28 protein-coding genes and 2 tRNA genes are annotated in these 24,398 nt (G+C 62.5%); 10 read left to right on the forward strand and 20 right to left on the reverse strand.

All coding sequences use genetic code 11. The features are described from left to right. Positions 1-78 precede the first annotated feature (78 nt). The 4 genes from AT959_RS09130 (at position 79) to AT959_RS09145 (ending at position 1,039) form a co-directional block, all read left to right on the forward strand. The gene (locus AT959_RS09130) at positions 79-447 is read left to right on the forward strand and encodes a DUF779 domain-containing protein (RefSeq protein WP_066882673.1); all 369 of its coding nucleotides are present in this window, start codon (positions 79-81) and stop codon (positions 445-447) included. Between the two features lie 29 nt (positions 448-476). Further along, complete coding sequence (locus tag AT959_RS09135; protein ID WP_066882674.1) at positions 477-806, forward strand: c-type cytochrome; 330 nt, start codon at positions 477-479, stop codon at positions 804-806. Positions 807-876: 70 nt separating this feature from the next. Beyond that, positions 877-952: transfer RNA gene (locus AT959_RS09140), tRNA-Val, on the forward strand. 2 nt (positions 953-954) lie between these two features. Next, positions 955-1,039 (forward strand) — tRNA-Leu (locus AT959_RS09145). A 184-nt stretch (positions 1,040-1,223) separates the two neighbouring features. On the opposite strand, the gene AT959_RS09150 is transcribed toward AT959_RS09145, so the two are convergent. From AT959_RS09150 to AT959_RS09165, 4 genes are all read right to left on the reverse strand, one after another. Then, positions 1,224-1,607 carry a PRC-barrel domain-containing protein gene (locus AT959_RS09150; protein ID WP_066882675.1) on the reverse strand — a complete coding sequence of 128 codons (384 nt, stop codon included), beginning with the start codon at positions 1,605-1,607 and terminating at the stop codon, positions 1,224-1,226. An 82-nt stretch (positions 1,608-1,689) separates the two neighbouring features. Continuing rightward, entirely contained in the window at positions 1,690-2,061 is a 372-nt protein-coding gene (locus AT959_RS21805; protein WP_240481798.1) for a CsbD family protein, read from the reverse strand. A gap of 58 nt (positions 2,062-2,119) precedes the next feature. Then, the gene (locus AT959_RS09160) at positions 2,120-2,512 is read right to left on the reverse strand and encodes a cupin domain-containing protein (protein ID WP_066882677.1); all 393 of its coding nucleotides are present in this window, start codon (positions 2,510-2,512) and stop codon (positions 2,120-2,122) included. A gap of 198 nt (positions 2,513-2,710) precedes the next feature. Then, the gene (locus AT959_RS09165) at positions 2,711-3,670 is read right to left on the reverse strand and encodes a transglutaminase-like domain-containing protein (protein WP_066882678.1); all 960 of its coding nucleotides are present in this window, start codon (positions 3,668-3,670) and stop codon (positions 2,711-2,713) included. Positions 3,671-3,880: 210 nt separating this feature from the next. Between AT959_RS09165 and AT959_RS09170 the strand changes: the two genes are divergently transcribed. The 3 genes from AT959_RS09170 to AT959_RS21095 all read left to right on the forward strand — a co-directional run bounded on the left by AT959_RS09170 (position 3,881) and on the right by AT959_RS21095 (position 4,902). Continuing rightward, a complete protein-coding gene (locus tag AT959_RS09170; RefSeq protein ID WP_066882679.1) occupies positions 3,881-4,180 on the forward strand; it encodes a hypothetical protein in 300 nt (99 codons plus the stop codon). Positions 4,181-4,260: 80 nt separating this feature from the next. Then, the gene (locus AT959_RS09175) at positions 4,261-4,641 is read left to right on the forward strand and encodes a hypothetical protein (RefSeq protein WP_066882680.1); all 381 of its coding nucleotides are present in this window, start codon (positions 4,261-4,263) and stop codon (positions 4,639-4,641) included. A 111-nt stretch (positions 4,642-4,752) separates the two neighbouring features. After that, a complete protein-coding gene (locus AT959_RS21095; RefSeq protein ID WP_157651261.1) occupies positions 4,753-4,902 on the forward strand; it encodes a hypothetical protein in 150 nt (49 codons plus the stop codon). A 119-nt stretch (positions 4,903-5,021) separates the two neighbouring features. On the opposite strand, the gene AT959_RS09180 is transcribed toward AT959_RS21095, so the two are convergent. Genes AT959_RS09180 through pedF form a run of 4 tightly spaced genes read right to left on the reverse strand, consistent with a single transcriptional unit; the run spans position 5,022 to position 7,770 of the window. After that, the gene (locus AT959_RS09180) at positions 5,022-5,555 is read right to left on the reverse strand and encodes a cytochrome b (RefSeq protein WP_066882681.1); all 534 of its coding nucleotides are present in this window, start codon (positions 5,553-5,555) and stop codon (positions 5,022-5,024) included. Continuing rightward, positions 5,552-6,493: a beta-propeller fold lactonase family protein gene (locus AT959_RS09185; protein ID WP_066882682.1), complete on the reverse strand. Its 942-nt coding sequence runs from the start codon at positions 6,491-6,493 to the stop codon at positions 5,552-5,554. The genes AT959_RS09180 and AT959_RS09185 overlap by 4 nt, the downstream gene beginning before the upstream one ends. Before the next feature lie 7 nt (positions 6,494-6,500). Next, the gene (locus AT959_RS09190) at positions 6,501-7,352 is read right to left on the reverse strand and encodes a substrate-binding periplasmic protein (RefSeq protein WP_066882683.1); all 852 of its coding nucleotides are present in this window, start codon (positions 7,350-7,352) and stop codon (positions 6,501-6,503) included. Next, on the reverse strand, positions 7,342-7,770 hold the full coding sequence (pedF, locus tag AT959_RS09195) for a cytochrome c-550 PedF (RefSeq protein WP_066882684.1): 429 nt from the start codon (positions 7,768-7,770) through the stop codon (positions 7,342-7,344). The genes AT959_RS09190 and pedF overlap by 11 nt, the downstream gene beginning before the upstream one ends. Positions 7,771-8,049: 279 nt before the next feature. Between pedF and AT959_RS09200 the strand changes: the two genes are divergently transcribed. Next, positions 8,050-10,035: a sigma-54-dependent Fis family transcriptional regulator gene (locus AT959_RS09200; RefSeq protein WP_066882685.1), complete on the forward strand. Its 1,986-nt coding sequence runs from the start codon at positions 8,050-8,052 to the stop codon at positions 10,033-10,035. Between the two features lie 45 nt (positions 10,036-10,080). On the opposite strand, the gene AT959_RS09205 is transcribed toward AT959_RS09200, so the two are convergent. From AT959_RS09205 to AT959_RS09240, 8 genes are all read right to left on the reverse strand, one after another. Next, entirely contained in the window at positions 10,081-10,458 is a 378-nt protein-coding gene (locus AT959_RS09205) for a SirB2 family protein (protein WP_066883042.1), read from the reverse strand. Continuing rightward, positions 10,458-11,771, reverse strand: a complete 1,314-nt coding sequence (locus AT959_RS09210) for a hypothetical protein (protein ID WP_066882686.1) — start codon at positions 11,769-11,771, stop codon at positions 10,458-10,460. The genes AT959_RS09205 and AT959_RS09210 overlap by 1 nt, the downstream gene beginning before the upstream one ends. Positions 11,772-11,798: 27 nt before the next feature. Next, complete coding sequence (locus tag AT959_RS09215; protein ID WP_066882687.1) at positions 11,799-12,026, reverse strand: DUF2249 domain-containing protein; 228 nt, start codon at positions 12,024-12,026, stop codon at positions 11,799-11,801. Beyond that, complete coding sequence (locus AT959_RS09220; RefSeq protein ID WP_066882688.1) at positions 12,023-12,469, reverse strand: hemerythrin domain-containing protein; 447 nt, start codon at positions 12,467-12,469, stop codon at positions 12,023-12,025. The genes AT959_RS09215 and AT959_RS09220 overlap by 4 nt, the downstream gene beginning before the upstream one ends. 84 nt (positions 12,470-12,553) lie before the next feature. Next, on the reverse strand, positions 12,554-13,294 hold the full coding sequence (locus tag AT959_RS09225) for an oxygen-binding di-iron domain-containing protein (protein WP_066882689.1): 741 nt from the start codon (positions 13,292-13,294) through the stop codon (positions 12,554-12,556). 18 nt (positions 13,295-13,312) lie between these two features. Beyond that, the gene (locus AT959_RS09230; protein WP_240481799.1) at positions 13,313-13,939 is read right to left on the reverse strand and encodes a chemotaxis protein; all 627 of its coding nucleotides are present in this window, start codon (positions 13,937-13,939) and stop codon (positions 13,313-13,315) included. Between the two features lie 91 nt (positions 13,940-14,030). Then, positions 14,031-15,779: a PHA/PHB synthase family protein gene (locus AT959_RS09235; protein WP_083518313.1), complete on the reverse strand. Its 1,749-nt coding sequence runs from the start codon at positions 15,777-15,779 to the stop codon at positions 14,031-14,033. Positions 15,780-15,823: 44 nt separating this feature from the next. Further along, positions 15,824-17,236, reverse strand: a complete 1,413-nt coding sequence (locus AT959_RS09240) for an MBL fold metallo-hydrolase RNA specificity domain-containing protein (RefSeq protein WP_066882690.1) — start codon at positions 17,234-17,236, stop codon at positions 15,824-15,826. An 88-nt stretch (positions 17,237-17,324) separates the two neighbouring features. Here AT959_RS09240 and AT959_RS09245 point away from each other — a divergent pair, with 88 nt between their 5' ends. Continuing rightward, positions 17,325-17,768 (forward strand): universal stress protein, encoded by a 444-nt coding sequence (locus tag AT959_RS09245; RefSeq protein WP_066883045.1) that lies wholly within the window; start codon positions 17,325-17,327, stop codon positions 17,766-17,768. Between the two features lie 125 nt (positions 17,769-17,893). Further along, positions 17,894-20,977, forward strand: coding sequence for an ATP-binding protein (locus tag AT959_RS09250; RefSeq protein WP_157651262.1), 3,084 nt, complete (start codon positions 17,894-17,896; stop codon positions 20,975-20,977). Between the two features lie 13 nt (positions 20,978-20,990). Here AT959_RS09250 and AT959_RS09255 read toward each other — a convergent pair whose 3' ends face one another. From AT959_RS09255 to AT959_RS09270, 4 genes are all read right to left on the reverse strand, one after another. Beyond that, a complete protein-coding gene (locus tag AT959_RS09255) occupies positions 20,991-21,656 on the reverse strand; it encodes a hypothetical protein (RefSeq protein WP_157651263.1) in 666 nt (221 codons plus the stop codon). A 184-nt stretch (positions 21,657-21,840) separates the two neighbouring features. Then, entirely contained in the window at positions 21,841-22,356 is a 516-nt protein-coding gene (locus AT959_RS09260) for a hypothetical protein (RefSeq protein ID WP_066882693.1), read from the reverse strand. 18 nt (positions 22,357-22,374) lie between these two features. Next, entirely contained in the window at positions 22,375-22,917 is a 543-nt protein-coding gene (locus AT959_RS09265; protein ID WP_066882694.1) for a hydrogenase maturation protease, read from the reverse strand. After that, the gene (locus AT959_RS09270) at positions 22,914-24,377 is read right to left on the reverse strand and encodes a Ni/Fe hydrogenase subunit alpha (RefSeq protein WP_066882695.1); all 1,464 of its coding nucleotides are present in this window, start codon (positions 24,375-24,377) and stop codon (positions 22,914-22,916) included. The genes AT959_RS09265 and AT959_RS09270 overlap by 4 nt, the downstream gene beginning before the upstream one ends. Between the last annotated feature and the right edge of the window lie 21 nt (positions 24,378-24,398).

Genomic DNA, 24,398 nt, shown 5'->3' on the forward strand with positions numbered 1-24,398 from the left:
CCAGTTGCGGGCAACTCTTCGGGGGCGGGCAACCGCCCCCTTTTTTTAGCGGGCCGTTCTGAAAGCCGGGAGAAAACCATGGTCGACCGCGTCATTGCCACCGAAGCCACGCTGGAACTGATCAAGCAGTTGCAGGCCAAGCATGGCGAACTGATGTTCCACCAGTCCGGCGGCTGTTGCGACAACAGCGCCGCCAACTGCTACCTGCCCGGCGAACTGACCATCGGCGCCGGCGATGTCCTGCTCGGCCAGATCGGCGGCGTGCCCTTCTACATCGGCAAGACGCAGTACGAATACTGGAAGCACACGCAACTGATCATCGACGTCATCGACGGTCACGGCGGCACCTTCTCGCTCGAAGGCCCGGAGGGCAAGGCCTTCCACACCCGCTCGCGCGTTTTCACCGACGCCGAATGGGCCGAACTGCAAGCTGCCGGCCTCGTCTGACGGCAGCCATTTTTACAAGGAACCGAAACATGAAGTCATCCGCCACCGCTTTGTTGCTCCCCCTGCTCGCCACCAGCCTGCTGACGCTGACCGGCCCGGCCCAGGCCTCCGAAGCCATCGTCAAGAAGGCGCGCTGCGTCGCCTGCCATACCGTCGACGCCAAGCGCGTCGGCCCCGCCTACAAGGACGTAGCCGCCAAGTATCGCGGCGACGCCGGCGCCCCGACCAGGCTGTTCGACAAGGTGCGCGCCGGCGGCAGCGGCAACTGGGGCGAAATCCCGATGCTGCCGCACGGTGCCGACAAGATCAGCGATGAAGATCTGAAAGCCGCCATTCAGTGGATCCTCAGCCTGAATTGATGGCCGGACAAAAAACACCCACCGCTCTTGACCAAAACCGGTCAAACGCGGCTATAATGCGCGCCCTTTCGCGTTCTTAGCTCAGTTGGTAGAGCGTCGCCCTTACAAGGCGAATGTCGGCGGTTCGACCCCGTCAGGACGCACCAGTGCTCTGGTGGTGAAATTGGTAGACACGCTATCTTGAGGGGGTAGTGCCGTAAGGTGTGCGAGTTCGAGTCTCGCCCAGAGCACCAAAAGAAAGTACAAAGCAGTCCGATAAAGGCCGAAACAGCTTGTTGATACAAGGGTTCCGGCCTTTTTTTCGTCTACTGCTCTCGAATATGCAATATTGAAATCCGACACTCGCTCTCGGTCAGGCGATTTTGGCTGATACGCCCAAAGCAGGGGGCTTCAGGCGCAAGCGGCCGCCAGATTGCTTCAGTAGGTTGTGCCGTAATAGGCGTGGACGCTCTTTTCCCAGGTACTATCGGCCATGTTGGGCCAGTTGTCGCTATCGAATCCCGGGGCATTCTTCAGGCGTTCTTCGTCGGTATCCATAATAAGGCGCTTGTTTTCAGTGTCGACCTTCAGGGCGCTCCAGGGCACGGCAAACAGCTTTTCGCCGAGGCTAAGGAAGCCGCCGAAGGAGAGCACGGCGTAGCAAACTCTGCCGCTTTCGATGTCCAACATGAGTTCCTTGATGCTGCCCAGCTTTTCGCCTTTCGGGTTGTACACATCGTCACTGCTCAGCGTGCTGGCGCTGAGTAGTCTTGTGCCACGGCGGGCGGTATTGATTACTTCGGTGTTGATCGTATCGTTCATTTGATGCTCCTGAATTTGTTTGGTGAATGACTGAATGGGAAAGAGATTGTTGGCTGAAGGGTTCGGCCAAGGCTTCGAATATCTATTTCCCCTTGCTGGCGTCCTTGATGTCTTCTTTCAGGTCGCCGTAGGCGGCCTGGATTTTTCCGCCAGATTTTTGAATCTTTCCTTTCAACTCCAGGTCGTCGTTGCCGACGAGGTTGCCGGCAACTTCCTTGACTTTGCCTTTGGCTTCTTCGAGACGCCCCTTGGCTTGATCCTTGTTCATGGTGAACTCCTGATAACTAGATGAATGGAACGGGTGCCTGAGTTGCGATCCGGCATCCGTGATGGAGAGAATAGGTAAGGCGACGCTGAAAATCGGTGCGCTGGGACGCTTAACAAACGGGCCTGGCCAACGTTGGCGAGCAGACAAATTGGCCGTACGCACAGCCTGATAACCGGCGTTTTTCACCGAAATCTCTCAAAGGAAATTGACTGGCAAGGCGGACGCAAAACGGCGCGTCAGCTATCTATTCAGTCGTTTTGCCGTTGAATTGCTCAGTGTCCCCCTCAGCGTCGGCACGGGTCTCGTGAACGACGCCATCCCGATGATTGGGTGGGGCATAGAGCGTATAGAGCTTGAGCGGCACGCTGCCGGTGTTGATGATGTTGTGATTCACCCCGGCCGGCACGAGTACTGCGAAGCCAGTTTGAATCGGCGTTCTGGCGCCATTCAGAACGGCTTCGCCGGAACCTTCTTCGACACGGAAGAACTGGTCGACCTGATGAATCTCTGCGCCGATGTCTTCCTGCGGCTTAAGGGAAATCAGCACGAGCTGGGATTTTTTGCCGGTATATAGAACTTGGCGAAACTTGTCGTTTTTGACGGCCAGACTTTCGATATCCTGCACAAAGCCCTTCATGGCAATTTTTTACCGCAGGCCAAAAAATGACAGGACGGCGATCACGACAACGACCAGACCGACGATGTAGATAATGTTGTTCATTAGCGTTTCCTTTCGCTTAATCGGCTGGACGATTCCTATTGCCCAACCGACTTCACCTTACCCTGCACGCCAGTCACGCTCTGTACGCCAGCACGCACAAAAACCGGCCTTGCTTTACCAAAGCAATGGCTGCTCGCTGCTCTGAGTAAATTCGCTGGCGGCTGGCATCGTCGAACTGTCGGTTGATAAGGCTTCGTCGCAGAAATATGGCAGCATCATGCCGCTGGCAGGATTCTCGACAGCGACGGCGCGAATGACTACGGCATGTGTTTTGACCGCACCGAAAACTGTTGCAAAAGATACGTCGGCTGCATCCCGGCCAGTACCGAAACGGACGAACCCCATTGGGATTCCGGTGCCTGAGGGATCGAAGATATACCAGCGGTAACCAAGATATACCTCGACATAGGCCTGGAAGTCGGACGGGCCCAGCGTCGGGTCGGCTCCGTAATCCGTGCCCGTGGCGAAGCGGGCCGGAATGTTGAGGGCACGGCAAAGGGCGATCATCAGGTGAGCGAAATCGCGACATACCCCGACACGTTGAATGAGCGTATCGATCGCCGAGGTGTTGGTGTTCGAACTGTTCAGGGCAAAGCTGACATGCCTTTTGACCCAGTCCTGTATTCCCCGGACCCGGCTATATCCTTGCGTGAATCTTCCGAACTCATTGTTGGCAAACTTGATGAGAAGGTCCGACTGGCAATAACGGCTGGGATAGATATAGCCAATGACCTCGGGCGGCATATCGCACACAGCGACCTCGGCGATTTTCACGGGATCTGCGAAGTAGTGCATGAGATCGATCTGCGCAGTGTAGCCAAGACTCAAGGCACCTGGAGCCGCATGCAACTGCAGATAGCGATTGCCGGTTCCGGGCGCCGTATACATCCTCGGCGAGATTGGCTGGCTCAGCGTCAGGTTTTCGGTGGAAACCCGCTGATTCGGCGTCTGTGCAGCATGTATGTTGAAAACGAAATCGGCACCTGGGCCATCAATTTCATACGTTAGGTCAATCTGCAAGTCGATCCGGATCATGAAGTGGGCGAGCTTTCGATTGTTGGGCAGCCCAACCATAATTCAGCCTCGCCGCAAACACTGTGCGCCAGGACACAGAGAGATGGCTGAGGTTTGTAGTCGCTTATACCGTCTCCAGGAGCAAGACCCGTTTGAAGCCCGGCGCCTCAAGCGCTCGGCAAGGCAAGGCCCCGGCAAATCTTCGCTAGCCACGTCCAACTGAAGGTAATCGCGGATAATTGGCGCCTTCTCTTTTACGGCACGACGCCAATGTCCTTCGCCCCTTTCAAACCCTACGCCATCGCCGGCGCCGTGCTTGCAACCGCCTGTGGCGGACTGGTCGCCAGTGGCCGGATCAATAGCGACGATCTCGTCCTGCTGTTGCCGAGTATTTTTCTGCTTGGCGGCTTTTGCGCCTTTATCCACGCCATCGTGGTCGGCATTGCCGCTTATCGCGGCAAACTGTCACGGAAGACCGGCCAGCCGGTACCTTTTTCCGATAGCGTCAATCTGCTGCTCTTTGCCAGCATCCTGATCGGCGCCATGGCGGTGATCGGCTCGCATCCCTGACCTGCCGCCGTCTGGCATTGCCGGCGATTACTCGGTAAGCTGCAACCGTCTATCCCGAGCAAGCACCTAGCGAGGCGAACATGAGCGACGTTGAATCGGCCCCGGCGGCGGCCAAGCAATCCAACCCCAACAAACTGCTGATCATCCTGATCGGCTGCGCGCTGGCCCTCTCCCTGGTCAATACCGTCCTGTTGGTGCTCAACCCTACGGCGAGCAAGGTCGAAGCCTTCAACGAGAGTCTTAAAACCGACCTCGCCGAGAGCATTGCCAGCGTCCACAAGAAAGTCGATGGGCTGCGCAGCGCCGAAATCGAGTGGCAAGCCGTGCTGAAGAAAGCCAGCGAGAAGCCGGCGGCGACCTACAAGATCGTCAAGTCGGGCGACGGCTTGCTGACGCTGACCGAAATTGAAGCAGCCGCCCCGATGACTGCCGAAACAGCCGCCCAGGAGCCGAAAAAGTAAGCTGGCCGGCTAGGCAGGCACAGTATGCAACCCGCAACCGTGCGGGTTTTTTCTTGCCTTTAATTTGATCCAAATCCTTCTGGCGGCGGGCAAACGGCGCACAATCGGAGCATGCGAAGGCGCTCCAGAAAAACGACCTTGCTGGCGGCGATTGCTGCCGGGCTACTCGCGGCCGGCATCGCGCTGGCCACCGGTGCCGAGTTGTACCTGACACTGGGCTTTGTGATTGCCTGCGTCGCCGTCATCGTCTGGGTCTATTGAATTGGCGGGCGCAGGAAATACCGGGCATTTTTTGCCTTTTCAGGCCGTCGACCGCCGGACTCGCCACCGGCGATGTGACAAGGCTGTGACAGAGCACTGCTCCAGCACAGCACAACTGTTCAATTCCTGAACAACCGGCCGGGCAACATGCGCCGCAGGCTGCCGTCACCCTGTATCGCATGCTTGGCGGCACCGGCCACATGCAAGACGATCAACCCGGCCCCGCCCCAGGCCGCCGCCACGTGCAGCAGCTTGAAAACGCCGTTCAGGCCTTCATCGGGCCAGCCGAGCTTGAGCACTTCAAGACCGAAGAACTTCAGCGGATAGGTGCTGAAGGACGAGGCCAGATAGCCGGCCAGCGGCGCCAGCAGCAGGAAGGCGTAGAGCGCGTGGTGAGTCAGGTGGGCGAGCTTCGCTTCCCAGCCTGAAACGGTGAGCGGTGGCGGCGGCTGCCGGCGGCGCCAGGCGAGGCGGATGGCGAGCAGCAGCAGGACGAGCAGGCCAAAGGACTTGTGCAGGCTGTAGGCCGCCGTGCGCTCGGCGCCCTTGGGCAGATCGATCATCGTCCAGCCGCGCCAGAGCAGCCAGCAGACGATGACCGCCATCCCCCAGTGCAGAATGATGGCGGGCAGGGAGTAACGGGCGTTGTTCATCGGATGCTGACGCCCCAGGGCAGTTCACCAACCTCGATATCGCTCAGCTTCTTGAAGCTGGCCGTATCGATCACCGAAACGCTGTTCGAGCGCCCGTTGGCGACGTAGAGCTTGGCGCCATCCGGCGTCAGCGCCATGTTCCATGGCCGCTTGCCGACTTCGACGCTGGCCACCACCGTGTTGCTGGCAGTGTCGATCGCCATTACCGACGGATCGCGCCCATTCGAGACGAAAACCCGCTTGCCGTCGGGGTGTACCGCCAGGCCGTTGGGGTATTGCCCGGCCTGGATTTCGGCCACCACCCGCTGCGCTGCGACGTCGATCGCGTAAACCTTGCCGGCCATTTCACAGGCGACGTAGGCGCGGCTGCCATCGGGCAGGAAGGCGATGCCGCGCGGCCGCTTACCGACCGCGATGCTCGCCACCTGGCGGCGGGCCGCGACATCGATGACGTCAAGCTGCTCGGCCTCTTCGGCGCTGACGTAGAGCCAGCGGCCATCGGGACTGAACACGGCATGCTCGGGGTTGCGGCCGCGCACCTTGATGCGGGCTACTTCCCTGCCCTCCGGCGCGGTCAGCAGGACGACGCTGTTGTCGTCCTCGACGGCCACCGCCAGCAGCTTGCCATCGGCCGACAGGCTGATGCCTTCCGGCGAATCGCCGAGGCGGACGCTGCGCAGCAGCTTGCCGGACGCGGTATCGACGATGAGCAGGCTGCCGGCCTTGGCGTCGGTCAGATAGAGATGGGCGCCACCATCGCTGGCCGAACCGCGCGGCCGCTGGCCGACGACGATCTCACCCTGCCGCCGGTCGGTCGCTGTGTCGATAATGCTGACGCTGGCCGATTTTTCGTTCGGTACATAAGCCAGCGGGCCAGCCAGCGCCGGGCCGGCGAAAGCCAGCGCCAGCGCGGCAAGAAGCGGAGTCAGGGAGCGCATATCGACCTCAGGCGGGGTGATGGGAAATACCGTGACGCTTGAAAATGGCCGCCACCGTACCGTCGCGCTTCAGATCGGCAAGGGCCGCGGCAATCGCCTCGGCCAGCTCCTTTTCCTCAGCCTTGACGGCCATACCGAGCGGCCAGCCGTCGATCTTCAGTTCGGCGAACTTCGGCGTATCGAGCGCGTACCCCTGTTGACCCTTGAGGCCGGCTTCCAGTTCAGCGCGCGGCGCCAGCACGGCGGCCAGTTCGCCTTTGGCAAAGGCCTGCGTCGCCTCGCCGACCGTCGCAAAATGCACGACATTCTCGCGCAGCCGGCCATTCAGCACGCCGAGCAGGAAGGAGTCGGCCAGCGATGCCGTTTCGACGCCGATCTTTTCCCGGGTGAAGATTTCCAGCGCCACCGCGGCCGACCCGGACAGTACCGGCACGCGTTCCGGCTTGCGGGCCAGGGCCAGCGATTCGCGATGATAGGCACCGAAGATGCGCACCTTGTCGTTGGCCCGCGCCAGATGCTCGTCGACCGGCACGTGCAGCATCACATCGGCCGGCTGGGTGCCGAGGTAATGACCTTTCCAGACCATGTTGCGCAGGTCGTCGTTCATGTCCTCGTCGGCATTGAAACCGACGATTTCCGGGGCCAGGCCGAGCTTTTCGGCAATCGCCCGACCGAGATCGGCATCGATGCCCTTGCCGCCCTTCATCGAGTAGGGCGGAAAATCGTTATAAACGGCGATGCGCAGGCGGCCGCGCTGGCGAATGGCGGCCAACCCGCCATCTTCGGCCAGAACCGGCAGCGCCAGCAGGAGCGGCGAGGCGGCAAGCGCCTTCAGCCAGAGGCGGCGATCAGTCTTCATGGACGGTTTCCAGCCAGGTACGGATGGCCCACATCGCTTCCTGGCTCAGCGTGCCTTCGAACGGCGGCATGTAGACACGGCCGTCGCGCACGGCGCCCTTGCGGATGCGCTGCATGAATACTTCGTCGCCTTCGTCGCCGAGCGGCAGATAACGCAGGTCCGGCGCGATGCCGCCGGAAATGGCGCCAAGACCGTGGCAGCGGGCACAGTTCTGATTGAAGGCGGAATCGCCGATGCGAATCGCCGTCTTGTCCTTGCGGTAGGGGTTGGCGGCCTGCCAGTCGGCGCCCAGGTTCTTCAGGCCGGTGGTGTCGACCGCCTGCGGCACGACATCGCCGTGGGCAAAGACTTGCGGGGCGGCCGTGCCAATGAACAGGGCAGCAACAACAGCACCGAGATAGCGGACAGATTTTTTCACAATGGCTCCTTTGGTGAGTACGTTTAACAGCTTGTGTGCTCATCCTTCTGCAAAGCCTGTGCCAGGGACGCGTCACTGTCCAGCGAGAAATGCAAATGCCTGCATCGCAACTATTGATCCCGGGGCCGGCAACTCTCCGGGGAAAATATGGTCCGATCTGGCACAGCATTTGCTCACCTTTCCGCAGCAGTGCTCGGTGCATTGCTAATAAAATGTGCAAGTGTTACGTTATGAAACAATAAAAAATACAAAAATGACAACTGGAATGCTGGAGGAGAGATGGGACAACTTCAACTTGCGGCCGACACACATGGCCAGCGCCTGCAACAAGCCCGGCAGCTATTTTTCGACCGTGGCGACCTGCCCGAGGGCCTGGTCGATCCGCTGATCCTCCGCTCCTGGGAACGCTGCCTGCGCTTCGGCCTGACCGAGCAGCACCCGCTGCCCGGTGTCGAGTCGCTCGACCGCGTCGCACTGAAAACCGAGCAGGACCGCAACCGCTACCTGCTGGCCCAGGGCCGGCCGATCATGGAACATGTTTTCGAACAGATCCGCGAATCGGGCAGCATGGTCGTCCTCGCCGACGCCAACGGCTTGCTGCTGGAAACCGTCGGCGATCCTGACTTCGTCGACCGGGCCGACCGCATCGCCCTGATGGCCGGCGCCTCCTGGGATGAAAACCAGCGCGGCACCAACGCCATCGGCACCGCCTTGGCCGAAGAAGCGCCGACCGAAGTACTCGGCGCCGAACACTTTCTTGAACACAACGGCTTTCTGACCTGTTGCGCCTGTCCGATCTTCGGGCCGGATGGCCGGGTCATCGGCGTCCTCGACATTTCCGGCGACTATCGCAGCCAGCAGCGCCACACCCTCGGCCTGGTCCGCCTGTCGTCGGCCATCGTCGAAAAGCGCCTGTTCGAAACGATCCACGCCCGCGACATCCTGGTCTGCTTCCATAGCCGGGCCGATTACCTGGGCAGCCCCAAGGAAGGCATCGCCGCCGTCTCGCCAGACGGCCAAGTGCTGGCGGTGAACCGCAAGGGTCTGGAACTGCTCGGCATTCGCCAGGTCGATGCCGTGCGCCGCGACTTCTCGATCGTTTTTGAAAGCAACCTGTCCGCCCTCGTCGACCGCCTGCGCGGCAACACGCAAGGCAGTTGCGAAATCTCGGTCAATGGCAAGCAGATCCACGTCCAGTTACGCGGCCAGTTGCCGCCGCTGAGCATCGCCGGCCGGGTCTACGACGAGCCGACCGCCGTTCGCCCGCCGCCGCGCCGCCAGGAAAACGCTGCCACCCCGCAACTGACGCTGGACACCCTGAATACCGGCGACGCCCGCCTGCAGGCCGCCATCGACCGCTCCCGGCGCATTCTCGGGCGCGACATCCCGATCCTGATCCAGGGTGAATCCGGCGCTGGCAAGGAGATGTTCGCCAAGGCCTTCCACAACAGCGGCTCACGGCAGAGCGGCCCCTTCGTCGCGCTGAACTGCGCCTCGATCCCGGAAACGCTGATCGAATCGGAACTCTTCGGCTACCAGGGCGGTGCCTTCACCGGCGCCCGCAAGGAAGGCGCCCCCGGCAAGATCCAGCAGGCGCATGGCGGCACCCTCTTCCTCGACGAAATCGGCGACATGCCGCTCAACCTGCAGGCCCGCCTGCTGCGCGTGCTGCAGGAACGCTGCGTGACGCCGCTCGGCAGTACCCGCGCCATCCAGGTCGATATCTCGCTGGTTTGCGCCACCCACCGCAAACTGCGCGAGGAAGTGGCGCGCGGCACTTTCCGCGAAGACCTTTACTACCGGCTGAACGGCATGTGCGTCACCCTGCCCGCCTTGCGCGAGCGGACCGACATCCGCCAGATGGTCGGCAAACTGGCGGCGGCCGAAACCGGCAACCGGGCGCCGGTCCGTTTCACCGAAAGCGCCATGCAGGCGCTGGAAAGCTATAGCTGGCCGGGCAATATCCGCCAGTTGTTCAACGTCATCCGGGTCGCCATCGCGCTGCTCGACGACGGCGAAACCTTGATCAGCGAAACCCACCTGCCGGAAGAGCTGTTCGAAAGCCTGCCCATCGCCCCGAGCGTGCCGCTCGGCAACAGCGACGTCTGGGCCGCGGCACCGCTCGACAATGCCGGCAGCCTCGAAGAGATCGGCCGCCAGGCCGCGCTGCGCACGCTGGAAGCGGCCGGCGGCAACATCTCGGCGGCGGCCCGCCAGCTGGGGATCAGTCGCAACACGCTGTATCGCAAACTGGGCAGGCTGTAACACCGCCCCCGGCTAGCGCAGAAGGCCCGGTGACCCGGGCCTTTTTTACAGCCAGGGCAAGGGATTGCGGCTCAGCGCAACGCTGACGATATAGCCGTAGGCGAGCAGCGCCAGAACCAAGTAGCGGGTACGGATCGCCTTGCTCCGGCCACGTTTCAGGGCCATTGTGCCGAGCAGTATGTAGGCGAGCAGGCCGCCCAGCTTGGCGGTCAGCCAGCCCTGGACGAACGGGTACTGGCCGCTGAGAACGGCCATGCTCAGCGCACTGCCGAGCAGCAGCGTATCGACGATATGCGGCAGGACGCGGGCCAGCCGCTGCTGCAGCGCCGGCGACTCGCGCAGCATCCACCAGCCGCGCAGGCAGAAGCCGAGGCCGCTGAGGACGACGCAGGTGACATGCAGATGTTTCAGGGCGACGTAGATCATTTGCTCCCGGCCAACTTGGCTGCCAGCTTGCCCCGGATATCCCGGCCGAACTGGCGATAGCGGCGGATGGCGCCAAACAGGTTGAGCCACAACCAGCCGCTGGCCAGCGCAAAGCCCAGACCGGCCGGCCGGGCCAGCCAGTCGGGGAAGAAGACGGCGGCCAGCAACAGCACCAGCGCCGCGACGTAGGCGATCAGCTGCCGCTGCATGGCGGTATCGGCCAGAATCTTGTTCATGCTCGGCGCCGGAACCTTGGCCTGACCCTGATTCTGCAGATGGGTCCAGGCCAGGAAGGGAACGATCTTGTAGAGCATGCCGACAATGAAGGGCAGGAAACCGCCGCCAACCAGCAGGATGCCGAAGAGCAGGGTCCAGCCAGTCAAATCGCTGGCGGCCGGCCAGAGTGCTGCGGTCAACAGCATCAAAAGGGCAAAAATGCTCGCCGTCAGCCCCAGTTGCCAGTAATGATAGGTAGCATCGGCCCGCGCCCGCCGCCGTTGTTGTTGCAGGCGCAGCGTCAGGCCGGCGAAGGCGATGCCGACGATCGCCGCCAGCCCCTGGCAAAGCCGGATCAGCGCATTGAGGTCAAAAAATACGGCGGCGCTCCACAGCAGCAGCAGGCTCAGCATGGCCAGCGGAAACCACCAGCTCGGCTTGGCCGGATAACCCGGCGTCAACTGGAACATCGGGACCACGACGTAGGCGATGGCGGCGAGCAGCACGCCGGCCCAGCCGCCCAGGCCCCAGCCGGCATGCAGGTCGGTCAGTACCGGCAGCGGCAAGGCCCAGCCATGGGCCAGCGCGAAGGCCATCACGGCACCGAGGGCGACGACGCCGAACAGGCCGAACAAGGCCAGCTTCAGGCCACGAATGGTCGGGCTGGTCGACGGCACGCCGATCAGCGCCAGCGTCGTGGCGACCAGGAAAACCAGTACCGTCACGGCAAGCAGCAAGGCGGCAGCGCTCAATAGCAGCGGCTGGCCCAGATAGAAGCCACCGGCCAGCAGCAAGGCACCGATACTGAGGCCGAGATGGAGAATCGTCGCGATCAGCAGCGGGCGTTTCAGGTTGGCCCCGGCCACCACAGGCAGGATCTGGATCAGCGCGCCGAGCATGACCTGCAGCATGAAGCCGACTGTCATCAGGTGGGTCGCGGCCAGCGTCGCCGGCATCCAGCGCGAGGCGAACAGGGCCGGCCCTTCGAGCAGCAGCAACAGCCCGGCCAGCACGGCGAACAGCGGCGCCGTGACAAAAAACCGGAGCGGTGCCGCGAAGGGAGGCGTGTTTTCGAAAGAGAGCAAGGCTTGCATCGGGTGATGCGGCTCAGCTTGCGCGCATCACGGCCAGATCAGGATTTCGTAGGTACCGTCCGGCATCAGTTCGGTCTCGTAGGCGTGACCGTTCTGCTTCAGCACCTTGTAGAGCGGATGCGGCTCGCGGTAGAGCAGCAGCAGCATCTTCTCGCCATCCTTCAGGAGATCGAGCATTTCCATGGTCTTGACGAAAGGCTCGGGCGGCTCCATGAAACGGGCGTCGACGACATGCGGTGTTTTGGGATGACTCATGCTTCGGACAATTCGCTTTCCAGGTGTTGAAGGACGGCCGGCAGTTCCTCGGTCAGATGCTGGTCGCACATCGGGTAGAGAATATTCTCTTCCTTCATGTTGTGCTGCTGCATCATGATCAGCAGGGTTTCCGCCTGGCCGAGGTAATCCTCGGTATTGCCCGCGCCCAGCGCAGCGGCTGCTTCATCGAGCAGCGCACGCATCTGCGCGTGTTCCATGCGCATGACCTGGGTCGGCCCCATGCTCATGCCGGTCTTGGCTTCGAAAGTCGGGAAAAGGGTTTTTTCCTCGGCTGCGAAATGGGCCAGGATGGCCGACTGGAAATGCGCGAAAGCGGCGCGGGCGGCTTCGATATTGTTCTTGGCCATGGCCTGCTCGGCCTCGGCAAACAGATCATCGCAATGGCGATGATCGTCGGTCATGAAAGTTCTGATGGTGGTCATGGCTCACTCTTGGCGTTGGGCTAGGGCCCCATTCTCGGGGCCACCGCCAGCGGCCACCTTGACCGCCGTCAAATCCCGCAAGAATCAGGCTTTGACGATACCGACCTGCAGGTCGTCGAACCAGTTGATGAAGCGCTGGACGTCGGCGCCACGGTAGATCGCACCGTGTTGCGGGCAGAGCATGTCGATATCCATCTGCGACACCCGCTCGCACCAGCGGCGCTTGGCCTCGTTCGACCCCATCCAGCGCCGGTGAAAACCTTCGGCATGGCGGATGTGACGATCGAAGTCCTCGACGAACAGGCTGTCCTCACCGGGCGGCAGGAGTGCCGCGCCGACATCGCCGGAGAACATCACCTTGGCGATCTTGTCGTAAAGGTTGAAATTGCCGGACGAATGCAGGTAATGCGCCGGCACCGCCTGCAGGATCAGGCCTTCCAGCGAAATGTCGGTGCCTTCGTCGGGGATCGGCACGAAGGTATCCGCCGTACCGCCGAAATGCGGGATGAAACTGCTCCACAACCAACTGACGTAGCAGCGCATGCCAGGATTGAATTCGAGCCACAGGGCCAGTGAGGAACAGATGTCCGGGTCCTGGTGCGAGGCGAAGATGCCGGCCAGCGCCGACGGATCGAACTCGGCCGACAACGCCGAAAAGACGGCCGGGAAGATTTCGGCGCCGCCCGGGTCGAGCAGCAGCCCCTTGCCACCGTGGGTCACCAGGTATTCGTTGGTATCGACCAGGTAATTGGGCTTGTCCGGATCGCGCACGATCGCCACCCACTTGTGGTTGCCCTGCTGGAAAATGGTCTTGGTTGTTTTCACGTATCCCCTCCCGGAATCTCAATGGCCAGTGAAAAAGGCCGAACGGCGCAAGGATTCGAGCGAGCCGCGAATCTCTTCAACAATGCCATCGAACTCGCCGGACACCTGCGACAGCGACGGGGCAAAACTCTGCCCGTAGGCCGCCTCGATCTTGGCCGACTTGGCCAAGACGCCGCCCAGTTCGACCATCTGGAAAGCATCTTCGAGCGCCCGCTTCAGTTGGCCGCGCAAGCGGGCCAGCTTTTGCCGATGCTCATCATTCTCATCCTCGCGCCGCTGCAGCACGGCAATTGCCGCCGACTTCGGCGCCAGTTCGGCCGCCTCGCGCAGCAAGCGGGTAAAGCGGATGTCCTGCAGCACGATGGAGACCTCGTTGACGCAGCCATGGATCAGGCCGGTCAGCGCCTCCATGCAGGTCCGCAGATCCTGCGAGAAAACGCGCAACTCGTTGGACAGCACGCCAAAGCCGCGGGCCGCCGTGCCGGCCCGCTTGGCCAGAAAAATGGCGTTGAGCGCCATGATGTTGATCTTGAAGGAGACCCCGACCACGCGCTTGATTTCTTCATTGATGCGCACGATACGCAACAGATCGTCACCAGCCGGCGGCTGCCGGGCTGGGCTCATCGTCAGGGCATTCATCATCATCCAGGCACCGTGGAACTTTCCAGTCAGCGGCTAATGTATCAATTCAAGCCGGGGCCGGATAGCCCGACGGTGCTTGGCGGCAGGCGGTGCGCTATTTTTCCAGGACGTAGGTGCCGGGCGCGTCGGCCAGCGCCGGGAACTTGCGATTGGCCGCCGGATAGGCTTCGACCAGATCGCCGGTCCGTTCGCCCAGCCAGTTCGTCCAGTCGTCCCACCAAGTGCCCGGCTTCTTCTCAGCGCGGTCCAGCCAATGCTCCCAGTGCTCGTTGCGTTCAGGCTCGGCGATCCAGTAGGCACGCTTCGGTGGATTGGCCGGCGGGTTGACGATACCGAGGATATGGCCCGAGGAGGACAGCACGAAACGCACGGAGGCCGCGACATTGACGTACTTGCGAATGCGGTAGCACTGCTTCCAGGGCGCGATGTGGTCATCCTCGGCCGTCACTGCATAGAGCGGCTGCGTGATGCGGTCGAGGTCAATCGACTCGCCGGCGATTTCCAGCTTGTCGCGCTTGATCAGGTTGTTGTGCAGGTACATTTCGCGCAGGTAATAGGAATGCATGGCCTGCGGCATGCGCGTCGTATCCATGTTCCAGAACAGCACGTCGAACGGCGGCAGACTTTCGCCGAGCAGGTAGCTGCTCACCCAGTAATGCCAGATCAGGCTGTTCGAACGCAGCAGGCGGAAGGAGGTGGCCATTTCACCGCCGTCGAGATAGCCCTTCTTGGCCATCGACTCTTCCAGCGCGCCGACACAGGCTTCGTCGATGAAGACATCGATGTCGCCCGGATGCGAAAAATCGGTCAGCGTCGTGAACAGCGTCCAGTGCGCCACCGGTACCTGGTCGGCGCCATAGCGCTTGTTGGCCCAGGCCATGTAGGTGCTGACCAGCGTACCGCCGATGCAGTAGCCGACCAGATGCACCTGCGGCACCTTGCAGAACTCGCAGGCGACGCGGACGACTTCATCGACCCCTTCGAGCAGGTAGTCGTCGAGGCGGATATTGGAGAGATCCTCGCCCGGGTTCTTCCAGCTGGTGATGAAAACCGAGAAGCCCTTGTCGGTCAGGTGCTTGACCATGCTCTTCTTGGCCGTCAGGTCGAGGATGTAGAACTTGTTGATCCACGGCGTCGTGATGACGATGGGCGTCGCTCGCACCTTGTCGGTGGTCGGCGCGTAGTGGATCAGTTCGACCAGGCGATTGCGGAAGACCACCTTGCCCGGCGTCGTCGCCAGATCCTTGCCGACGGTGAAGGCATCCGGCTCGACCATCAGGATGTTCTTGGCCTTGGCATCGCGTTGCAGGTTTTCCCAGCCCTGGCGCAGGCTTTCGCCGTTAGTCTCGACGAAGCGCCGCATGGCGACCGGGTTGAGCCAGAAGTAATTGGTCGGCGCCACCATGTTCAGCCATTCGCGCAGCCAGAAGGCGGCACGCCGGCGTTCCTTGTCGGACAGCCCAGGCGTTTCGAAATACATGTCCTGCAGGCGGTGGGTAAAGGCCAGGTACCATTCCTTGATGATGTCCCACGAGGCCGAGTCGGTCCACACCGGGGCGGCAAAACGGGAATCGTCGGCATTCGGCTTGATCACGTCGTCCGACGGAATGCCGATCGCCCGCCGCATGACATGCGACTGGAGCGCAAAAAGATCGCCCGACAGGGCGTTGAGCGCACGGGTCAGCTCCTGCGGATGCATCATCCAGGCCATGTGGGCGTTGAGCAGCGAGGTGGTGACCCCATACGGATCGAGGGCGTTGCTGATCGCCTTGCTGGTCGTTTCCAGCGGACTCAGGCTGCTGATATCGACGCCGCCGTGGCGGGCTGTTCCATTACCGGACATTTGAATTACCTCTTCCTGATTATTCCAAGATTACCAAGAGCATGTTACAGCGAGACCGACTCGCCGGGGAGCGGCAGATGCACCGCCGACCAGCCGAGTTCTTCCTCGATGGCGCGCTTGAAGGCGGCCGAGGCGCCCGCTTCGCCATGCACCACAAAAGTCTGCCCCGGCGCCTTGTGAAAACCGCGCAGCCAGGCGAGCAAGGCTGCCTGGTCGGCATGCGCCGACAAGCCGCCGACCGTATAGATGCGTGCCCGCACCGGCACCGCCTGGCCAAAGATATGAACCAGCCGCGCCCCATCGACCAGTCGCCGGCCGAGTGTGCCGGCCGCCTGGAAACCGGTGATCAGCACGCTGCATTCGCTGCGCGACAGGTTCTCGCGCAGGTGGTACTTGATGCGGCCAGCCTCGCACATGCCGCTCGCCGAAATGATCACCGCGCCGCTGCGCACTTCATTCAGCGCCTTCGAGGCCTCGACATCGGCGACGAATTCGATCTTCATCTGCGCCGGGTGGGCCTGTTGCCAGGCGATCAACTCGCGGGTTTCCGGATCGAGCAGTTCCTGATGGCCAAGCGTGATGCGCGTTGCGCTGTTGGCCATCGGCGAATCGACATAAACCTTGAGCGGCGACAGTCGCTTGCGGCGGACCAGATCGGCCAGCGTGTAGAGCATTTCCTGCGTCCGGCCGACGGCAAAGGCCGGAATGATCAGGTTGCCACCCGCAGCCCGGGTCCGTTCGATTGCGTCAATGATTTCCGCTTCGGTTTCCGGCAGGGAGCGGTGCAGGCGGTTGCCGTAGGTTGATTCGATCAACAGCACATCGGCCGTCGGCACGACCTTTTCCGGATCGCACAGCACCGGCCGGTCGGACATGCCGAGATCGCCGGAAAAGACCAAGCGGCGCGGCCGCCCCTCGCCGCTCACCGTCACTTCCAGCCAGGCCGAGCCAAGGATGTGGCCGGCATCGTGGAAACGCACGCGGACCGCTTCGGCCGGTTCCAGCTCGACACCGTAACGAACCGGCTGCAATTGGGACAAGGAAGCCAGGGCTTGCGCCACCGAGTAGAGCGGCGCCGGAATGCCGCGCTCATTCTTGCCGCGCCGGTGACGATGGCGCAACTGCCACTCGGCTTCCTTTTCCTGGATATGGGCGCTGTCCGGCAGCAGGACTTCAAGTAGCGCGATGCTGGCCGGCGTCGCATAGATCGGCCCTTTGTAGCCAAGCATGGCGAGGCGCGGCAGCAGGCCGGAATGGTCGATGTGGGCGTGGGTGAGCAGCACGAAATCGATCCGGCGGACATCGAAACCGAAATCAAGCGCCCGCTGGTTCTTCTGGCGCGCCTCCGGCCCGCCCTGGAACATCCCGCAATCGACCAGGAAGCGGGTATCGCCCGTCTCGACCAGGGTGCAGGAACCGGTCACTTCACCGGCGGCTCCGAGAAAAGTCAGTCGCATGTTTATATTCCTCCCGACTTGGCGTAGCATGAACCTCAAGAAGGCTGAATGCAACGCCAGCAGACTGTTTCAGGAGGTAGACCCAATCATGTTCAAGCACATTCTCGTACCGACCGATGGCTCCGAACTTTCGCGCGCCACTGCCAAACGGGCCGTTTCGTTTGCCAAGGAATGCGGCGCCCGGATCACGGTCTTTTTCGCCAAACCGGAATACCCGATCGCCTACTTCGGCGAAGGCGCCTTGATCGACCCGACCACGCCGGAGAAATTCGCCGAACTGGCCGACCAGCAAGCCAATGAATACCTCGGCGAAGTCCAGAAGGAGTGCGCCGAAGCCGGCGTCGAATGCTCGCTGACCTCAGCCACCAGCGACGTCCCCTACGAAGCCATTATCGAAGCCGCCGAAAAATCCGGCTGCGACCTGATTTTCATGGCTTCCCACGGTCGACGGGGCATTAGCGGCTTTTTACTGGGCAGTGAAACCAACAAGGTGCTGACCCATTCCAAGGTGCCGGTGCTGGTTTACCGCTAGGTTTCCACCCGCCCGTTCGGCACCTGCGGCCCGCGCACGGCCGATACTTAACACGCTGTTGAAAACCGCCCGCTCCGGCAACGGGACGTGGCGGTTTTTTGCTGTTGAACCAGAACCATCGCCTCATGGCTTCCCAATCCGCCAGCTTTCGTATCAAGCGCCAGATTCTGTATCCGGTCGCTATCGCCCTGTTGTCGCTGGTCGCCATATTTGCGCTGGTCTTCAACAATTATCAGGTCAAGCGCGAACGACAATTGAGCGAAGACAGCGGCCGGCAGGTGCTCGCCATCTGGAAAAAGCTGCAGGACGACAGCACGCGCCAACTGGCCTGGTTCGCCGCCGAGGCCAGCCGCAATCCGGCCCTGATCGTCGCGATGAGCCAGCAGGACGGCGATGCGCTGCTCGCCGAAACCCGCCACACCCTGGCCAGCCTGCGCCAGCAATTCGGCATCAGCCATTGGTATTTCATCCGGCCGGATGGCCGGACACTGCTCCGGGTGCATGAACCGGCAGTCAAGGACGACCGCATCGAACGGCGCAGCTTCCGTCAGGCGGCGGCCAGCGGCCAGCCGGCCAGCGGACTGGAGCTGGGGGCGACGGCGACCTACACCTTGCGTCATGTGCTGCCCTGGCGGGTCGATGGCCGGTTGCTCGGCTATATCGAGCTGGGCATGGAGGTCGAATGGTTTGCCGGCATGATCCAGAAATTCCTGCAACTGGAGACCTTCACCGCCGTCCATAAAGCCCGGACCAGCGCCCAGGCCTTCGCCACCGGCAAGCAGGCCCTCGGCTTCAGTGGCAACTGGGCGGACTACCCCAACTTCGCCCTACTCAATCAAAGCCTCGAGCAAATGCCGGCCGAGCTGGCCGACGCACTGGCCAGCCACGTCGCCGGCCAGGACCCGGGCATTGTCGAATTGCGCGACGGCCGACATACCTGGCTGGCCAGCATCGTCTCGCTGAAGGATGACAGCGATCAGGCCGTCGTTGCGCTGGCCATCCTGCGCGACGTCAGTGCGGTGCGGGTAACCAGCCGGCAGCACCTGCTGCTGGCCAGCCTGTGCGGGCTGGCCCTCGCCGTGCTGCTCTTTGTCGCCCTCTCCCGCCGCCTGCAGCGAATCGAAAGCGACCTGGGCGAAGCCAATCAGTCGCTGGCCGCCAATCAACAGCGCTTTCTCGACATTTTCTCGACCAGTTCCGACTGGTGGTTCTGGGAAATGGACAGCGCCCTGCGCTTCTCATTCTTTTCCGACAACGCCGGCGCCATGCTCGGCGTGGATACAAACAAAATCATCGGCAAAACCCGGCGCCAGATCCTGGCTGCGGTCGACCCGCGCGACATGGCGGAAATGAACGCCCATATCGCCGACCTGGAAGCACACCGCCCCTTCCATCGCTTCGAATACCGCCTGCTCAAGCCGGATGGCGGCTTTAGCTGGATCAGCCTGAGCGGCGTGCCGGTCTTCGACCAGGCCGGCCAATTTTGCGGCTATCGCGGGGCAGCCTCGGATGTCACGGCCCGGCGCCTGCATGAGGACGCCGAACATGAGGCCCGCGAAGGGGCCGAGGCCAAATTTGCCATCGCCCGCATTCTCCAGGAAGCCGGCCGCCCGCTGGCCGAGCGCTTCGACGCCGCACTGGCTGCCGTCTTCATGCTCCACGGCCTGAATATCGAGCAAAAAGGTGGCGTCTTCCTGCTTCAAGCCGGCAGCCGCCAGCTTGACCTGAACACCACCCGCGGCAATTTTTCGGCCCGTTTTCTCGCCGACGAAAAGCAGGTGCCGCTCGGCCGCTGCCTCTGTGGCCGGGCCGCCGAATCCGGCCAGGTCATCGTTTCCGACGGCTGTTTCGACGCCCCCCGGCACGAAAACCACTGGCCCGACATGCTCAATCACGGCCACTACATCGTGCCGCTGATGCTGGGCGGCGAATGCCTGGGCGTGCTCTTCCTCTACACCAACCCCAAGCCCTCGCAGTCGGCCACGCGCCTGGCGACGCTGGAAGAGATCGGCCAACTTTTCGCGCTGGCAGTCGCCAACGAGCGCGCCCTGCTCGCCCGGCAGGAGGCATCGGAACGGGCCGAAGCGGCCAGTCGCGCCAAGAGCGCCTTCCTCGCCAACATGAGCCACGAAATCCGGACGCCGATGAATGGCGTCATCGGCATGACCGATCTGCTGCTCGATACCGAACTCGACGACGAACAGCGCGAATTCACCGACATTCTGAAAAGCAGTTCAAATTCGCTGCTGGGCATCATCAACGACGTGCTGGACTTTTCCAAGATCGAAGCCGGCAAGCTGACTATCGAGCAGATCGATTTCAATCTCGGCGAACTGCTGGGCCAGACCTGCAGTCTGCTCAGCGTCCAGGCGCGCAAAAAGGCACTCAACTTCAGCCAGCACATTGCGCCGGAAGTCCCCGGCATGCTGCGCGGCGACCCCGGGCGGATTCGCCAGATACTGACCAACCTGATCGGCAATGCGATCAAATTCACCGCCGAAGGCGAGGTGCGGGTCGAGGTCAGGCGCGACGAAGGCGCCGGCGACGGGCTGATCTTTGCGGTGCACGACACCGGCATCGGCATTTCCGAACAGCAACTGGCCGGCCTGTTCATTCCCTTCGCTCAGGCCGACAGTTCGACAACCCGCCGCTTCGGCGGCACCGGCCTCGGTCTGTCGATTTCGAAGCGCCTGATCGAATTGATGCACGGCGAAATCGGCGTCCGCAGCACACCCGGCAACGGCTCCACCTTCTGGTTCCGCCTGCCGCTGTGCCGGGCCAGTTGCCACGCCGAGGCTTTGCCGACCACCGACCACCAACCCAGCCTGCGCATCCCGCTCGTCGACAATGATCCGGCCAGGCAGCGCCAGGCCGACGACACTCTCGCCCGCCTCGGCCATCTGGTCGAGATTGCCGGCTGCAGCCAGCATGCGCTCGATGCGCTGACCCACGGCAATTACGACCTGATGCTGCTGCGTTGTGAATTGGCCGAGCTGGATGGTTACCAACTCACCCGCCAGCTACGCGGCTCGGACAGTGTGCGCAACCCGGCCATGCCGGTCATCGCGATGCTGGCCAGCGTGCAGCCACAGGATCGCGAACGTTGCCGGGCAGCCGGCCTCAACGACTGCGTCGAGCAGCCATTCAGCGACACGGAAATCAGGCAGGCCCTGGCCAACACGCTGAGCGCCCTTGGCGCCAGCACCTGAGCCGCCGTTTGGCTCAGCGCTTCAGACAGTCGTTGCTGGCCGGGCGAATACGGCAGAGCACCTTGCCGCTGTCGGTATCGACGAAATCGATTTCGTCGAGCACGCTGACCAGATAGCGCTTCTTCAGCGTGAAATCGGTCGGCTTGCCGTAGGTGGCCTTCCAGAAAGTCGTGCTCTCGCTGATCAGCGGCTCGATCAGGTGAGCCCGGGCGCGCAGGCCGAGATGGCCGACCGCAGCGGCGGGCAGCTCGGCGACGAAGCCGGCGTCGTCATCGACGACACGCGGATAGAAATCGTAGAGGTTGTCGAAGGCCAGAAAATAGTCGTAACGCCAGCTGACTTTCATCTGCTGCGTGACGCCGATTTTGTCCTCGTGCGCGTATTCGCCGCGCTCGACGGCGACCGACTGCAGCGGCAGAAATTTGTAGCGGTAATAGTCGTCGACCGCAGGATCGGCCAGCGGGCGCCAGCTCCAGCCTTCGGCGATCTGGTTGAAGGCCATGCGGTAGCGGACCTGCGCCTTTTCCCCGGCGAGCTCGACGCTGAAGCCGGAACTGGCGGCCAGATCGATGTCGACTTCGACAGTTTCCCCCGGCGACGGCGGGTGACCGGCCTTGACCTGTGCAGCCAGACGCTCGAACTGCTGTTCGGCGCTGTCCAGCGCGCTGGCTGGCGTCAAAAAAGCGGCGGCCAAAGCCGCCGTCAAACAATGCCTGAGGAAAAACATATCACTCTCGCAACACCACCGGAAAGGCAGCGCACAGCTACCAGAATGCCGCCATCGAGGCGGCTTGCCCATGATGCACATCAACAAATCCTGATGCAGTCAGAGCGACGGCTGGGTCACCGCCAGGCACAAGCGGCTAACGGCTGCAAATTGGGGCGATCGCCGCCGGGCCGCGCAGATCGGGCCGCTGGTAGGTGGTCCGGACAATGCCCGAAGTCGCATCGAACAGCACGTCGAAGCGGGCCAGCTGATTCCAGTCGTCGCAGAACAGCCACTCCCAGACCAGTTCGTTGCGCGCTTTGAAAAATACGGTCCACGCCGGATTGGGCGGGCCGAGCAGGCGCAGGATGTCGTTCTGGTCGTGCTTGTCCGGCCGGATTTGCGCAAAGTGGCGGGTATCGAGGACATTCTCCAGCCGGAGCAAGCGCTGATCCGGCCCGAAAAAGGCCATGAAGGTATGGACGCCCTGCGGCCCGCGCGGGAAAGCCAGTTGCTGGCTGCCATCCGGGTCCTCCCAGCGCAGCGCCGGCGGCCCCATCCGGGCGACCACTTCGTCGATCTGCGCGATGCCGGGCTGCAAGCCGCGGCCATCGTTACCGGCGCAGGCGGACAACAGCAGCATGGCGCCAAGCAGGCAGATTTTCCGGATCATGATGCGCTCCTTGACACCTCAGGCAATGCCTGCGGTGGACGTGGCAAATTCGGCAAAAACCGGCGCCGCGGCCGGCCCTTCCAGGCCCGCCCAGAACTCCAGTTCCTGCCGCAAGCACAGCTTCTGCAGCAGTTCGAAGGCGGCGTCGACATGGCTTTCGGCCGCCACACTCAGGGCCGCCCCCAGCTCGAACTGCTCACCGCGCACGCAGAGCACGAAGGCCGGCGGCGCGTCACAGCCTTCGGTCTGCCGGTAAACCTGCAGCACCGACTCGGGCGGCAGCGCATGCGTGCTGTGCGCCAGGCCGGGTACGGCCGCGATGCGCCGGAAGGTGAATGGCGCAGGCGTCCGTTCGCCGGCATCGATGAACAGCGCGAGTTGCCGGCCCGGCAAGTCGAGGACGTGCTCGATGTTGAGCTGGAAGTCCTCGACCAGGTCGACCTGCCCGGCCAGCCCGGCATGGTCGAGCCAGTCGGCCAGTCGAGCGCAGAGCAGCGGGCCGATGGCGTCGTCGCCCCGGCTCGGATTGCCGACCACGTAGATGACCAGCGGCGCCGTCATGCCCGGCTCAACGCATGCACGACCTGCCCTTCGACATCGACCAGCTCGACGGCCAACGGCATCTTGCCCAGCGCGTGCGTCGCGCAGGACAGGCAGGGGTCGAAGGCGCGGATGGCGACTTCGATGTGGTTGAGCAGGCCTTCGGTGACTTCGCGGCCATTCAGGTAGCGCCGGGCGACGTGGCGGATCGCCTCGTTCATCGCCTGGTTGTTGTTGGTCGTCGACACGATCAGGTTGGCCATCGTCACCACGTCGTTCTCGTCCACCTGGTAATGGTGGAACAGCGTGCCGCGCGGTGCCTCGATGACGCCGACTCCTTCCATCTGCCGTTCGCCTTCGACCATCAGATCTTTCGACAGCAGGTCGTCGTCGTGCAGCAGTTCCTTGATCACCTCGGCGGCGTGCAGCATCTCGATCATCCGCGTCCAGTGGTAGGCGAGCGGCGCGTGCAGCGGCGAGCCGCCGGCGTAATCGACGAATTCCTTGCGCTCATGCTCGGCAAACGGCGTCGAGATCTGGTTGCAGTTCTGCACCCGGGCCAGCGGGCCGACCTTGTACCAGCCGTGCTCCTTGCCCAACGACTTGAAGAAGGGAAACTTCATGTAGCTCCACGGCCGCACTTCTTCCTCGATGTACTGGTGGTACTGCTGGTAATCGACATGGTCGAAGATCAGTTTGCCGTTGTCGTCGCGAGCGCGCAGCGTGCCGTCGTAGAAATCGAGGTCGCCATTGTGGCCGACCAGCGACATGAAATTGGAGCGGAAGATGCCGAAGCTGTTGTACAGCCCCGGGTCTTGCGTATGCACCTGCTGGATCAGGTGCACCGCGTCGCGCGACCACTGGACGATGTGATAGATGTCTTTGAGCAGCTCGTCGCGCTCGGCGGTAGTCAACGACTTGTTCATGCCGCCCGGCACCGCCCCCGTGCCATGTACCCGCTTGCCGGCCGTGACGCGGATCACCTCCTGACCGAAGCGGCGCAGCAGCACGCCGCGTTTGGCGGTTTCCGGGTGCGCCATGGCGACGCCGACGATGTTGCGCTTGGTCACCTCGCTGTCGAAACCGAACAGCAGGTCCGGCGAACAGAGATGGAAGAAATGCAGCGCGTGCGATTGCAGCATCTGCCCGTAGTGCATCAGCCGACGCAGCTTTTCGGCGGCCGGCGTCAGCTTCTTGGCGCCGACGATGACATCGAGCGCCTTCGACGCGGCGAGGTGGTGCGACACCGGGCAGATGCCGCACAGGCGCTGGACCATGACCGGCACCTCCCAATACGGCCGGCCCTGGATGAATTTCTCGAAGCCCCGGAATTCGACGATGTGCAGGCGCACCTGGTGCACCTTGTTCTGGTCGTCGAGCAGGATTGTCACCTTGCCATGCCCTTCGACGCGCGACACCGGATCGATGGCGACGCGGCGCAGGGTTTCGGGGTGCTGGGCAGTTTCAAGGTTGTAGCTCATTCAAATCTCCCAATCCGGGCG

The organism is Dechloromonas denitrificans, from assembly GCF_001551835.1.
Taxonomy (GTDB): Bacteria; Pseudomonadota; Gammaproteobacteria; order Burkholderiales; family Rhodocyclaceae; genus Azonexus; species Azonexus denitrificans.